We start from the raw sequence: 12596 nt of genomic DNA on the forward strand, positions 1-12596 counted from the left end.
GCAGTGGCTTCTTCGAGGCCGGCGGTGGCCCGTCGGCGCAGCGGGGCGAACAGCCACATGCCCAGCGGCATGGCAATGACCAACCCGAACAGCAGCGCGACGACGACCGGAAACTCGCGCACCCCGAGCGCGCGGCCGATGCCGAAGATCACCGCGGTGAGTGCGGCCACCAGAGCCAGCCGTGCAATGACATACAGCAGCACGCCGACGATCGCGCGGCCGGTCGAGCTCTCTCCGTTTGACACACTGCGAGCCTAAGTCGCCGCGTATATTCAGACCAAGGAGGTGTTCAGTGCTCTACCTGCTCCTGGTCCTCGTTATCGGATCGTTGGTCTATCTCGGCGTGCGCGCGGCTCGCGCTCAGCTCAACCGCCCGAAGAGCCGCGTCATCGGACCCGATGACGATCCGGATTTCTTGTGGCGCCTGGGCCACGGTGACAGCAACCCGCGTTGACGTCCGGGCTCGGTGTGCCCAAGCTGAAGCTAAATGAAGTGCTCGTTGGATCGGCGCTGATCGCTCGGAAAGCCGTCGGCCACCACGGCCGCCAGCTCGATGAGCGCTTCGCGGGTGTCCCGCTTCAGCAAGTCCAGGTCGATCTCGGCGCCTTCTTCCAGATGCGGGTCGAACGGCACCAGACGCACTGCGCGACAGCGCCTGGAGAAGTGGTCCACCACTTTCTGCATGTCGACCTTGCCTGACCGCGGCCGTACCGCGTTGATCACCGCGATCGAGTTGCTGACCAGTTCTTCGTGTCCGTGCGCGTCGAGCCAGTCCAATGTGGCCGAGGCGCTGCGGGCCCCGTCGATCGAGCCCGAGCTGACCACAACCAGCGCGTCGGCCTTCTCCAACACCGCCGTCATCGCCGAGTGCAAAAGCCCGGTGCCACAGTCGGTGAGCACCAGCCCGTAGAACCGTTCGAGGATCTCCAAGGTCTTGGTGTAGTCGTCGGCGCTGAACGCCTCCGACATTGCCGGATCGCTGTCCGATGCCAGCACTTCGAGCCTGCTGCGGCCCTGCGAGGTGTAACTGCGGACGTCGCTGTAGCGCTCGATACCCTCGGCGTCGCGCAGCAGGTGACGTACGGTGGCTGGGGTTTCCAGCGGCACTTTCTGGTTCAGCGTGCCCCGATCGGGGTTGGCGTCGACGGCGATCACCCGGTCGCCGCGGATCGAGGCGAACGTCGCGCCCAGCGTGGCGGTGATGGTGGTCTTGCCGACACCGCCCTTCAGCGACAGCATCGCGATCCGGTAGCAGCCCCGCAGCGGCCTGTTCACCTGGACCGTGAGCTCGTTGTAGCGCATCGTCCGTGGGCTCTCGCCGACGTTGATGAGTTGCCCGGACAGCTTGTAGAGCAAACGGCGCCAGCCCTCGGTGGGCGCCGGCTTGACCTGGCGCAGCAGAGTGCTGGTGGACAGCTCCGGGTACCGCGTCGGCGCGAGGTTCGGCCCCGAGGCTGCCCCGTGGCCGGATGACCCGGCGGGCGGGCCACCGTAATTGCCGTAGACCCGGCGCGGGGCATTCGGAGATTCCACGACCCGGGGCATGCCCTGGTACGGCGTCTCGGCCCAGGCGCGCGGCTCGACGCGGGTTTCCGGAACCGGCGCGTGCTGGGTCGCGCCCTCGGCGAACCGGCGCTCGGTGCGGAACCCGGCGAACGCCCGGGTCGCCGGCTCGGCGGCTGGTGGCGGTGTCGCGTGCGGCGGCAGCTCGGTAGTCGGATGGTCTCCGCGGTCTGCGTTCGCATCGTGCGTCGGATGGTCAGACACGTGAAATATCCCCTCGTTGCAACACTCGGGTCGCTGGTTATCGAACAATGCTATTGCTCGAACATAGCTCAGCGCCCTTAGAAGCCGCTGAACTGCGCTTATCCGACCCCGGCGTAGGAGTGCAGGCCGACGGTGACCAGGTTGACGAAGAACAGGTTGAACACCATCGCCACGAAGCCGATCACGTTGATCCAGGCCGCTTTGCGGTCCCGCCAGCCCGCCGTCGACCGGGCGTGCAAGTACGCGGCGTAGACCACCCATGCGATGAATGCCACAGTTTCTTTGGGATCCCAGCCCCAGTACCGGCCCCAGGCCTCCTCGGCCCAGATCGCCCCGAAAATCACTCCGAAGCCGAAGACCGGGAACCCGAAGATCGTGGTCCGATAGGCGATGCGATCCAGCGTGCGGGCATCGGGCAGACGCTGCACGAGCTGGGCGAACTTGCCCCGAGCGGCCGGCTCGCCCAGCCCGGAGGTGCGCAGCAAGAATAGGATGCTGGCCACCCCGGCGACCATGAACACTCCCGAACCGAGGCTGACCACCGAGACGTGAATCGGCAGCCAGTACGACTGCAGGGCGGGCATCACGGGGGCGGCGTTGGTGTAGAGCCAGCGTCCGGAGACCGTCAGCAAGATCAGCACCGGCAGCAGCAGGAAGACCCACAGCGGGCGGTACTGCGGGCGGCGCAGCACGATCGCACCGGCGACCAGACCGCAGAAGCAGGTCAGGTTGATGAACTCGTACATGTTGCCCCACGGCACCCGCTGGGTGGCCATACCGCGCAGCACGATGCAGCCGAACAACAACCCGATCCCGGCGTAGACCAGGAACAGACCGGCCCGCCCGAATCGTTCGTCGACCGGGCGGCGCGGGGGCGCGGTCACCACGCCGGGGGTGGCGCTGTCCGCCCGACGACGATGCGGGCCGCCAGGCCCGGGGAGAAGTCGGGCTGTATCCCCGCCCACTCCGACAAGTTCACCGTCGGTGTGACGGCTGCGGGTGTAGGCGAGTTCGACCGCCAGCAGCAGCAGCGCGACAACCATGATGACCACCGCAGAGGTGAACGCCCAGTCGGAGTTACGTGCCAGTCCGAGGTGGATATGGGTCGTATTCATGGGCGCCATTCCTCCATTCCGGCTACGCCGGCGTCATCGTCGTCGGCGTACTCATCAGCGCCACTCCTCCACCCCGGCTACGCCGGGGTCATCGTCGTCGGCGCTGCCAGCCCGTCCTGCAGGCGCTCGACAAGCCGCTCGAATTCGTCACCCCAACCGGCGTTGTCGGTTCGCGCCAAACCGCCTACCTGGACATTCACCGTACCCGGCGTCGTCGTCTGCAGCCGAACCCAGACCCTTCGCCGGCGCACCAGCAAAGACACCACGAGCCCGGCCATCATCGCCATCGCCGACACCAGCACCCAGACCTGGCCTGGGTCGTGGGAAACCTGCAGGTTGACGAACGGCACCGCACCGTCGAAGCGCACCACCGTGCCCGCCGCGGGGCCCTGGTCGATGCGCACCTGCTGACCGGCGCGCAGGTTGACCCGCTTGACCCGGGTGATGCGGTGCTGGTCGACGAGGCGTGGATCGAGGTTGTACAGCGATTGCGGCCGGCCGCTGTCCAGGCCGGTGTCGCCGGAGTAGATGTCGACGGCGACCGCCGGGGCGATGAGCGCCGGAAAACTCGACGAGAGCAGCGTGCCTTCGAGTTGCTCGGTCGGTGCCAGCAATCCGGTGATCGCGATCTGATGTTGACGGCGCTCGGCGGCGTTGGGATAAGTACCGGCAGGCGGGTCGATGCGGGCGACGCCGGAGGACAGCAGCGTCCGTGGGTTGTCGGGTCGCCACTGCACGGTCGAGGTGCGGACCTGACCGTCGGGGAAGACGACGCTGAATGTCGGCGCATAGCCGTGGCCCTGCAGGTAGACCCGGTCGCCACCGACCCGCAGCGGGTGGTTGACCTCGAGCCGGTAGGGCCACCAGCGTCCGCCGCTGAGGTCACGGCCCGACTGATAGTCGATGTCGGCGGCGAACGACGTAGCCTGCCCGGACGGTAGGTACTTGGCTTTGAAGTCGTTGACGCGCAAGCAGATTGGATGCAAAGAGGTACCGTCGACGGTGTTGCCGGCCCGGAACGAGTCGAACGCCGCCGGCGATGCCGAGCAGAACCCCGGTCCGCCGTCGGCGATGACGACGACATTGCCTTCGTAGCCGAACAGCTTGCCGGCGGCGACAGCGACGAGCAGACCCAGCAGCGAGAAATGGAAGACCAAGTTGCCGAATTCGCGCAAATAGCCTTTCTCGGCCGAGATTTCGATGTCATCGCCGCGGCGGACGACGGTGCGCCAACCCCGCAATCGTTGCGTCATCGTGGTCGCCACGTCGTCGGCCTCACCGGCGATGACGGCGACGGCATGTTTGGGCAGCCGGGTCAGATTCCGGGGTGCGGGCACGGGGGCCGCCCGCATGCTGCGGGCATGCTCGATCATCCGCGGTGTCAGGCAGCCCAGCAGCGAGATGAACAGCAGGGTGTAGATCGCGGTGAACCAGAAGCTGCCAAAGACGTTGAATGCCTGCAGCTTGTCCAGCAGCGGACCGAGCTTCGGATGGGCGGCCAGGTAGTCGTCGACCTTGCCGGCGTTGAGGCTGCGCTGTGGCAGCAGCGCGCCGGGCATCGCGCCCAGCGCCAGCAGAAACAGCAGCACCAGCGCGGTGCCCATCGACGTCAAGGCCCGCCAGGTGTTGCGGGCGTAGGCGATCACCCGGTTCAAATCGGCAGCCTCACATCCGAGACGAGCCCGTCGCGTAGCCAGGAGATGAACTCATTCCAACCGCCGCTGACCAGGGCGATGCCCACCGCGATCAACAGCACGCCGCCAAATATCTGCAGCGCCCTGGTGTGTCGGCGCAACCAGCCGAGCCCCGCCACTGCCGAGGCCGAGCCGAAAGCCAGCAACACGAACGGGATTCCCAGGCCCAGGCAATAGGCGATCACCAGCACGACGCCGCGGGCCACGCTGGCGCCATCGGTCGCCGACGCGACGGTGACCACGCCGGCCAGCGTCGGACCCAGGCACGGTGTCCAGCCCAGTGCGAACACCGCGCCCAGCAGTGGCGCGCCGGCCAGCGTGGACAACTGTCGCGGCGCGAACCGGAACTGACGTTGCAGCGCCGGAACATAGCCCACGAACACCAGGCCCATCACGATGGTAATTAGGCCGCCAACCCGTTGCAGCACAACCTGATTGGCGATCAGCGTGGTGGTCATGCCCAAGACAGCGACCGTGCCGAGTAGAAACACCACGGTGAACCCGGCGACGAACAACGCCGCCGACCCGGCCACCCGCCACCGCGCGTGCGGCGGAGCGTTCTCCGCCTCGTCGACACCGACCACCGCGGCCAGATACGACAGATAACCCGGCACCAGCGGAACCACACAGGGCGAGGCGAACGACACCATTCCGGCCAGCACCGACACCGTCAGCGCGAGCAGAAGCGGTCCGGCGGTGGCGGTTTCGGTGAGACTCATTTCTCCGCCGCGATCCGTTGCACCACCGGTTGCAGATCCTCGGCGAGCAGTTCACGCAGGAACACCGCGGCGACCCGGTGTTGACGGTCCAGCACCGCCGTAGCGGGAATGACCGACGTCGGGTACTTGCCGCCGAATGCGATTATCGTCCGCATCGCCGGGTCGTAGATCGACGGGTAGGTCACCTTGCGGTCTTTCACGAAGTCCTGAGCGGCTTCGAGGTTGTTGTCGCGGACGTCGATCCCCAGCATCGCGACGCCGTCGGCGCGGGTGGCGTCGTAGACCTTTTGCAGCGCCGGGACTTCGGCGCGGCACGGCCCGCACCACTGACCCCAGACGTTGATGACCACGACCTGGCCGATGAAATCGTCGACGGACACGGTGTGGGCCGGGTCCGTCAAGTCTGGTCCGGAGATCGGCCCGGGCTTTCCCCGGCGGTCGGGCGGATTGTAGAAGATGTCGGTTTTGCCACCCGGAGAGACGAATTCGAAGGTTCCGCCCTGCGCGACGGCGTCGTCACCGGTGGAGCAGCCGACCAGCAGCGCGGCCACTGCGCCGGCGATCAACGCCCATTTCATCACCGCAGTGCCGGCTCGCTGTACAGCACGTCGACCAGCCGATCGTCGTCGTAGACCAGCGATGTCACCGACCCGACCGCGCATTCGCGGCGGCGCGGGTCGTGCCAGAGTCGCCTGCCGGTGACCGCCAAGCGGCCCGTCCACACCGGAAGCTGGTGGCTGACGCACACGACTTCGCGGCCCGCGGCCCGCGCCCGGGCTTTGTCGATCGCGGTCGTCATACGCGCGGCGATCTGCTGGTACGGCTCGCCCCACGACGGGGTGAACGGGTTGCGCAGTTGCCACCAGAACCGCGGGTCGCGCCACGCGCCGTCGCCGGGACCCACCCGCTTGCCCTCGAAGAAGTTCGCCGATTCGATCAGATCGGGGTCGGTGTCGACGGTGAGGTTGTGGCGGGCGGCGATCGGCGCGGCGGTCTCCTGCGCGCGCTGCAACGGCGAGGCGATGACGGCGACGATGTCACGGTCGGCCAGCGCATCGGCCGCCGCCTGAGCCTGTCGATTTCCCTTGTCGGACAGCCGGAATCCGGGTAGCCGCCCATAGAGCACGCCGTCAGGATTGTGCACCTCGCCGTGGCGGATGAGGTGGACGCGGGTGTGTTCGGCCATCAGGATGCGGTCTCCTCGGCGGTGGCTTCTGCGGCGCTGCGCGCCGCGTGGGGCAGGGCGTCGGCGATTCGGGCGAACGCGGCATCGTCGAGCGCCGCCGAAACGAACCAGGCTTCGAAGGGGCTGCAGGGCGGATAGACACCGGCGTCGAGCAGCGCATGGAAAAACGGCGCAAAGCGCCATGTCTCGCTGCCGCGCGCCGTGGCGAAGTCGGTGACCGGCGCGTCGGCGAAGAACACGCTGAGCATGTTGCCTGCCCGCGGAATCTGATGTTGCACACCGGCTTCGGTCAAGGCCAGCGATAGCAGGCCGGCCAGCCGATCGGCGTTGGCATCGAGCGCGGCATACACCGCGTCGTCGGCCGCCCGCAAGGTGGCCAGGCCGGCGGCGACGGCAACCGGGTTGCCCGACAGCGTGCCGGCCTGATACACCGGACCCAGCGGTGCCAGTCGGTTCATCACCTCGGCGCGCCCGCCGAACGCCGCGGCGGGCAGGCCACCGCTCATCACCTTGCCGAAGGTGAACAAGTCGGCGTCGACCGTATCGATTCCATACCAACCGCTTCGGCTGACCCGAAAGCCGGTCATCACCTCGTCGACGATCAGCAACGCGCCGTACTCGGCGGTGATCTCACGCAAACCGGCGTTGTAACCCGGTGCGGGCGGGACCACACCCATGTTTCCTGGACTGGCCTCGGTGATCACCGCCGCGATCTGGTCGCCGAACTCCTCGAAGGCGTGCCGAACCGCGTCAATGTCGTTGTAGGGCAGCACGATCGTGTCAGCAGCGGTCGCGCCGGTGACCCCGGGCGAGGACGGCAGGCCCCGTGACGATCGCAAGCGCGGCGAAGCCGGGCGCAGCGGGTCGTCAGACAGGCCCCGTGACGATCGCAAGCGCGGCGAAGCCGGGCGCAGCGGGTCGTCAGACAAGCCAAGCGTCGCGACTCCGGAGCCGGCTTCGGCGAGCAGCGCGTCGACATGGCCGTGGTAGCAGCCGGCGAACTTGACGATCTTGGCGCGGCCGGTGAAGCCGCGGGCCAGTCGGACCGCGCTCATGGTGGCCTCGGTGCCCGAGTTGACCAACCGGATCAGCTCCACCGGCGCCACCCGGTCGATGATCTCGGCGGCCAGGTCGCTTTCGGCAGGCGTCGGAGCCCCGAAGGACAGCCCGTTGGCGGCTGCCTTGGTGACGGCCTCGACCACCGACGGGTGCGCGTGGCCGAGGATCATCGGCCCCCACGAACAGACCAGGTCGACGTAGCGGTTGCCGTCGGCGTCGGTGAGCCAGTAGCCGTTGGCCTCGGTGATGAAGCGCGGTGTCCCACCGACCGCCGTGAACGCCCGCACCGGCGAGTTCACCCCGCCGGGAATGACCGCGCTGGCGGCCTCGAACAGCTTCGAAGACGCCGCTAAGCGCTGCGCCGAAGCGGGCCGTGTCGCAGCCTGACGAGGAGCCTCGCGATCTTGTCCGTGCACATCCTCCAGTGTCCCAGCCGCGGGGAGCGTGTCGACTACAGGGTGTAGTTGTTCAGCCGCCCGCCACACCCGTCCCATCACGATCGGGCCGGAGCACGTCGCGGAATGTGATCGCGCGCGCCATCAACCGAAGAACGGACCGTCGTGGCGCGCCAGGCAGGCAAGCCGCCGTTCCTCACCGAGGATCGCATCCGCTTTGGCGTCCATCGCCGCCTGCTCCAATTCGCGGCGGCAGAAATCGGCAAGGATCAGACCCTTCATCCGGGTGCACCACTTGACGACCGATTCGTCGTCGCTGGCTTCGGCGCCGGCCAGCAGCACCGCGTGCAGACCTTCCAGCTCCGCGGCGGCAAGGGTCTTCAGCGCGCAAGGTTCGCTGCTGGCGCCGTCGACGTGGACGCCGGTGGTCACCGCCACCAGGCGGACCAGCAGCGCGTCAGACACCGAACTGGCCCATCGCGCCAGACCCGGGTGCCGCGACCGCGACAACTGGGCGCAGACCCCGAGCAGCGTGGAAGCGGCCGCTTCGGGCAACTCGTCGACGGCGGGATAGGTCATGGGATCCTCCTCATGCTCGTGAAGGGGATTCGGCGCCGACGTCGCCGTAGTTGGGTCAGACTTCGCCCAGTCGCATTCGTGGCGTCAGAACAACGACGTGAAAACGTCGCTGAGGCTCATCCCGGCATCGCCCGCCGCCTGTGCGCCGGCTTCAACAGCCGTCTCCAGCGCTGCCGGATCACCATCCAGGGCGGCCTCGTAGCTATTCCAGGCCGCCGCTTCCGGCGCAACTGCGGGTTATTCGTCCGGATTTGGCTGGTGCCGCAGTCGCAGGGCGAGTTCGACGTGCCCGTTGTCGAGCAGGAAGCCCAGAAACAGCGCGCGGAATGCCGTGTACATGGAATCCGGTGGCAACAAGCCCGGAACGGCCAGCTCATGCAACATGAGACCGTGGGCGAGCGCGACAAGGGACGGCGCGACGCCGTCGGGCTCGGGAGAGCCCGCCACCCGCGCAACCGCGGCGGCTGCACGTCTGCTGGCCACCAACGCTTCGGCCACCGAATCCCGAAACGACGGATTGCGCGCGGAGGTCAGCAATATCTCAAAGAGCGCAAGTGTCTCGGGGAGTCGCCGTGCGGTGTCGGCGGCAAACGCCCTCGCGACCTCATCGGAGGTGGCGTGCGCATTTTCCAGCCCGTCGGCCAGCGCGATCTGTTCACGGGCGTCGGCCTGGGCGCGGGCACGCAGGGCCTCCTCGACCAGCGCGTCAATCGAGTCGAAGAAGTAGCTCGCGGTGGCCAGCGGCACGCCCGCCCGCTCGGTGACGGCGCGGTGGGTCACCCCGGCGACACCTTTGTTGGCGGCCACCTCGACGGTTGCCTGCAGCAGTGCGTGACGCCGGGCCGCTGCGCTGGAGCGGTGCCGGCGCGTCGTCACCTGCGCGACTTTAAGCGATGCCCGAATACCTTGCCAGCGTGAGGCGCATCAGCGTCATTTCGACAAAGTCTGGAAATTCTTCTCGTTTCTTGTAGCCTTTGTCACACTTGCGCGCGCAGCGACAGGCCGCTCGCGACCGTGGAGGGGGTTCGGATGCTTCGTTTGCACACGTTGGTGGGTGTCGCGGTGTTGGGCGCCGGCCTGATCACTGTCCCGCCGATGCCGGCGGCGACGCGCGAACTACACGTCGGCGCGATACGACTCGCCAGCGTGGACGGCGCGGATTCCTCGCTGGGGGACGGCACCGCGCTGATCGTCGGCCCCAGCGGCGTCCCGATCCCTCCGCAGGGCTACATCGACAATGTCGAGCAGCTGTATTTGGCGCCGCGCGGCTTCACCGGCACCGTGCAACCCGTGGACACGCCCGAGGCGCTCTACCCGATCACCGGCGTCAAGAGCCTGCCGTTTGAAACCTCGGAGGCTCAGGGGCAGCAGATCGTGGACACCGACATCCTGCACCTGGTGGACAGCGGACAGGCCGATGCCGCCAACCCGGTCGTGGTGTTCGGCTACTCGCAAAGCTCAGTGATCTCGGCGGAGCTGATGTCACAGCTCGCCAGCCAGGGCGTGCCCAGCGATGACGTGCACTTCGTGCTGACCGGTGATGAGAGCGCGCCCAACGGCGGGTCGCTGTCGATCTTCGACATCCCCACCGGCGCGGACCCATCGGTCCCGGCCTTGGGGATCACGTTCAACGGCGACCAGCCCAGCGATCTGTACCCCACCGACGTCTACACCCTCGAGTACGACGGGTTCTCCGACTTCCCGCGTTATCCGGTCGACGAGCTGTCCACCCTCAACGCGCTGCTGGGCATCGTCACCCAGCACCTGACGTACGCCGATCTCACCCCCGAGCAGATCGCCGACGCAATTCAATTGCCCACGTCGGCGGCCGACACTTTGACCAACTACTACATGATCCCAGACCAGTACTTGCCGCTGCTGGAGCCGCTGCTGTGGGTAGGCCTCAAACCCCTGTATGACCTACTGGAACCGGACACCCGGATCCTGGTGGACCTCGGTTACGGCAGCCTCACCGAGGGCTGGAACCAGGGACCGGCCGATGTGGCCGACCCGGTCGGATTCTTGCCGACGAACATCGACCCAACCGAGCTGTTCACCGCGCTGAGCAACGGCGCCCAGCAAGGACTCACCAGCTTTCTCAGCGATCTGCACGACCCGTCCGCCAACCAACCGGCAGCATTCGCAGCTTTGCAGACGCTGGTCGACGCAGCGAACACGATCGGTGCCACCGACGCCACTTCTCCATCGCAGCTACTTGGCGATCCCTCCGAGCTGCTGGGCCTGGGACGCGACCTGCTCGGCAGCTTCGCCAACTATCCGATTGCGGATCCGACGACGCTGTCCTCGCCGACCGGCATCCTCAACGATCTCAGCGCTACGCTCTCGGCCGACTATGCGACGTTGCTGCCGTTGGCAGACACCGCCAACTCGCTGCTGACCAGCCTGCCCGCGGCCATCGCGAATGCCGTCGTCAGCGAGATCGCGTCGGGCAACCCCATAGCCGGGTTCGATGAGGTGATCGGGGCCGTCGCGGGGCTGGTCCCGTTCGCGTTCACCTACGGGGCGATCGCACCCATCGCGGAGTCGCTGGGCGGCACCCTGGTCAACCTCGCAGATCTGATCCCAGGTCTGTGATGGCCACGCTACGAACAGAGCTCCGATCCGCGAGTCCCGGGCCGGGGGACAACGCACGTCAAGCACACGAGGTGGTGCGCACAGATTTTCCCGGCGGAAGTATCCAGTCCCGTGCCCTCGCGCTGGTGTTGCGGTCGACGGTCAAGGTTGCGCTGCGGGTCTGGGCGCCGACGTGGCGGCTACCGTGGCCGGTTGGCATGTTCGATCACGCTGGCCGGCTGCTCAAAACGGTCAGTGGCGTGACCTACCAGCCAGTCATGCTGCCGCATTGCCGCGCCGAACTGGCCTGTCCGCCAAGGGTCACGTCCGGACGGTTCGTGCTCTACTTGCACGGCGGCGGGTTCCACGTCGGTGGGCGGCATCTGCACCGGCAAATGGTGGGCCGGTTCGCCCAGCTGCTCGCCGCGCCGGTATTGCACGTCAACTATCGAAAACTGCCGCGCCACTCGATCGCTGCCGCGATCGACGACTGCCTCGACGGTTGCCGGCACATCCTGGGGCTCGGCGTCGACCCCGCCCAGCTGATCGTGATGGGCGACTCCGCCGGCGGCTACCTGGCTTTTATGACGGCGCTGGGGATCCGCGACGCAGGCTTGCCGATGCCAGGGGCACTTGTCTCGATGTCTCCGCTCACCGAGTGGGATCACACAATGAAGTGCGCGGCACCTACCGCCGGAACCTGTGCGGTATTCCCCCGCTGCGCGCCCGAGCCCCTGTTGGCCTTGGCGACCAGGTGTAACCAGGAAGTGGGCCTCATCTCTCCCGCGCACTGCGACCTGACCGGGTTACCGCCGACGCTGATCCAAGCGAGTTCGACCGAATTTCTCTACCCCGACGCAGTCTTGATGGCCGAGCGGCTTACGGCTCACGGGGTGCAATGCGAGCTGCAGGTATGGAATCAACAGGTGCACGTTTTCCAAGCCGCGGCCGCCGTGGTGCCGGAAGCCGCACACGCGGTAGCCGAAGTCGTCCGCTTCATCGACCGCGTCCTACCGACCGGCGTCGACGGGTCGGCTTAGCGGTCCGGCTCGTAAGTTGGTCGGGGGCCGGAAGTTGCCTTCCCCGCGTCGAGAACGACGTTTTGGCGGCCTGCTACTCGAACTTTGCCGCCAAAACGTCGATCTCGGTGCGCAAAAAAATCATGGCGCACACCCCAGTGCGATTCCGCTGCGAGCCCGGAAAATCCGGAGGCGGTAAGCAACTACAGCCGCGCAGTCACGCCCCAGGGCTCAGCGCCCCCGCACGTCGATCGATCAGCGCGTCCACGCTGGCCTTGCCGGCGCCGACACACAGCAGCCACAGCAGCAGCCCCACCAACAGCCACTCCGGGGAATAGAACAAATTGCTCAGAAAATGCCACAGATCCGGATACTTCCGTGCCAGGTCCGGGCCGATGTCGGTGAGCAGCGCGCCGACCATATCCCCGGCGAGTACCAGCGCTACCAGCCGCGTGGCAAGGCCCAGCATCAACGCCACGCCACCGACGA

13 protein-coding genes and 1 pseudogene are annotated in these 12596 nt (G+C 67.2%); 3 read left to right on the plus strand and 11 right to left on the minus strand.

Annotated features, from left to right (window positions below; genetic code table 11):
* A partial coding sequence (locus AC2VOG_RS10750; protein WP_486939881.1) for a DUF4229 domain-containing protein occupies positions 1–245 on the minus strand: 245 nt, incomplete at its 3' end.
* 47 nt (positions 246–292) lie between these two features.
* Between AC2VOG_RS10750 and AC2VOG_RS10755 the strand changes: the two genes are divergently transcribed.
* Positions 293–454, plus strand: coding sequence for a hypothetical protein (locus AC2VOG_RS10755; protein ID WP_486939882.1), 162 nt, complete (start codon positions 293–295; stop codon positions 452–454).
* A 29-nt stretch (positions 455–483) separates the two neighbouring features.
* On the opposite strand, the gene AC2VOG_RS10760 is transcribed toward AC2VOG_RS10755, so the two are convergent.
* The 9 genes from AC2VOG_RS10760 to AC2VOG_RS10800 all read right to left on the minus strand — a co-directional run bounded on the left by AC2VOG_RS10760 (position 484) and on the right by AC2VOG_RS10800 (position 9390).
* Positions 484–1767, minus strand: coding sequence for a MinD/ParA family ATP-binding protein (locus AC2VOG_RS10760; RefSeq protein ID WP_486939883.1), 1284 nt, complete (start codon positions 1765–1767; stop codon positions 484–486).
* A 98-nt stretch (positions 1768–1865) separates the two neighbouring features.
* Positions 1866–2882 carry a c-type cytochrome biogenesis protein CcsB gene (ccsB, locus tag AC2VOG_RS10765; protein WP_486939884.1) on the minus strand — a complete coding sequence of 339 codons (1017 nt, stop codon included), beginning with the start codon at positions 2880–2882 and terminating at the stop codon, positions 1866–1868.
* Positions 2883–2959: 77 nt separating this feature from the next.
* Positions 2960–4486, minus strand: a complete 1527-nt coding sequence (gene resB / locus AC2VOG_RS10770) for a cytochrome c biogenesis protein ResB (RefSeq protein ID WP_486939892.1) — start codon at positions 4484–4486, stop codon at positions 2960–2962.
* Between the two features lie 47 nt (positions 4487–4533).
* Entirely contained in the window at positions 4534–5295 is a 762-nt protein-coding gene (locus tag AC2VOG_RS10775; protein ID WP_486939885.1) for a cytochrome c biogenesis CcdA family protein, read from the minus strand.
* Positions 5292–5873, minus strand: coding sequence for a TlpA disulfide reductase family protein (locus AC2VOG_RS10780; protein WP_486939886.1), 582 nt, complete (start codon positions 5871–5873; stop codon positions 5292–5294). Before AC2VOG_RS10780 ends, AC2VOG_RS10775 begins: the two co-directional genes overlap by 4 nt.
* A complete protein-coding gene (locus AC2VOG_RS10785) occupies positions 5873–6481 on the minus strand; it encodes a histidine phosphatase family protein (protein WP_486939887.1) in 609 nt (202 codons plus the stop codon). The genes AC2VOG_RS10780 and AC2VOG_RS10785 overlap by 1 nt, the downstream gene beginning before the upstream one ends.
* Entirely contained in the window at positions 6481–7875 is a 1395-nt protein-coding gene (gene hemL / locus AC2VOG_RS10790) for a glutamate-1-semialdehyde 2,1-aminomutase (RefSeq protein WP_486939893.1), read from the minus strand. The genes AC2VOG_RS10785 and hemL overlap by 1 nt, the downstream gene beginning before the upstream one ends.
* Before the next feature lie 204 nt (positions 7876–8079).
* Positions 8080–8514 (minus strand): hypothetical protein, encoded by a 435-nt coding sequence (locus AC2VOG_RS10795; protein ID WP_486939888.1) that lies wholly within the window; start codon positions 8512–8514, stop codon positions 8080–8082.
* Between the two features lie 237 nt (positions 8515–8751).
* Positions 8752–9390 carry a TetR/AcrR family transcriptional regulator gene (locus AC2VOG_RS10800; RefSeq protein ID WP_486939889.1) on the minus strand — a complete coding sequence of 213 codons (639 nt, stop codon included), beginning with the start codon at positions 9388–9390 and terminating at the stop codon, positions 8752–8754.
* Positions 9391–9543: 153 nt separating this feature from the next.
* On the opposite strand from AC2VOG_RS10800, the gene AC2VOG_RS10805 reads away from it, so the two are divergent.
* The gene (locus AC2VOG_RS10805) at positions 9544–11109 is read left to right on the plus strand and encodes a PE-PPE domain-containing protein (protein ID WP_486939890.1); all 1566 of its coding nucleotides are present in this window, start codon (positions 9544–9546) and stop codon (positions 11107–11109) included.
* Between the two features lie 71 nt (positions 11110–11180).
* A complete protein-coding gene (locus AC2VOG_RS10810) occupies positions 11181–12128 on the plus strand; it encodes an alpha/beta hydrolase (protein ID WP_486939891.1) in 948 nt (315 codons plus the stop codon).
* A gap of 196 nt (positions 12129–12324) precedes the next feature.
* Here the strand turns inward: AC2VOG_RS10810 and AC2VOG_RS10815 are convergent.
* A pseudogene (locus AC2VOG_RS10815) lies at positions 12325–12596 on the minus strand (hypothetical protein); the annotation flags it as partial.

The organism is Mycobacterium sp. TH-M11 (assembly GCF_057473725.1).

Coding starts and splice junctions, on each gene's coding strand:
- AC2VOG_RS10780 (WP_486939886.1), bottom strand. CDS start 5,873: ATGAAATGGGCGTTGATCGCCGGCGCAGTGGCCGCGCTGCTGGTCGGC.
- AC2VOG_RS10805 (WP_486939890.1), top strand. CDS start 9,544: ATGCTTCGTTTGCACACGTTGGTGGGTGTCGCGGTGTTGGGCGCCGGC.
- resB (WP_486939892.1), bottom strand. CDS start 4,486: ATGGGCACCGCGCTGGTGCTGCTGTTTCTGCTGGCGCTGGGCGCGATG.
- AC2VOG_RS10785 (WP_486939887.1), bottom strand. CDS start 6,481: ATGGCCGAACACACCCGCGTCCACCTCATCCGCCACGGCGAGGTGCAC.
- ccsB (WP_486939884.1), bottom strand. CDS start 2,882: ATGAATACGACCCATATCCACCTCGGACTGGCACGTAACTCCGACTGG.
- AC2VOG_RS10795 (WP_486939888.1), bottom strand. CDS start 8,514: ATGACCTATCCCGCCGTCGACGAGTTGCCCGAAGCGGCCGCTTCCACG.
- AC2VOG_RS10775 (WP_486939885.1), bottom strand. CDS start 5,295: ATGAGTCTCACCGAAACCGCCACCGCCGGACCGCTTCTGCTCGCGCTG.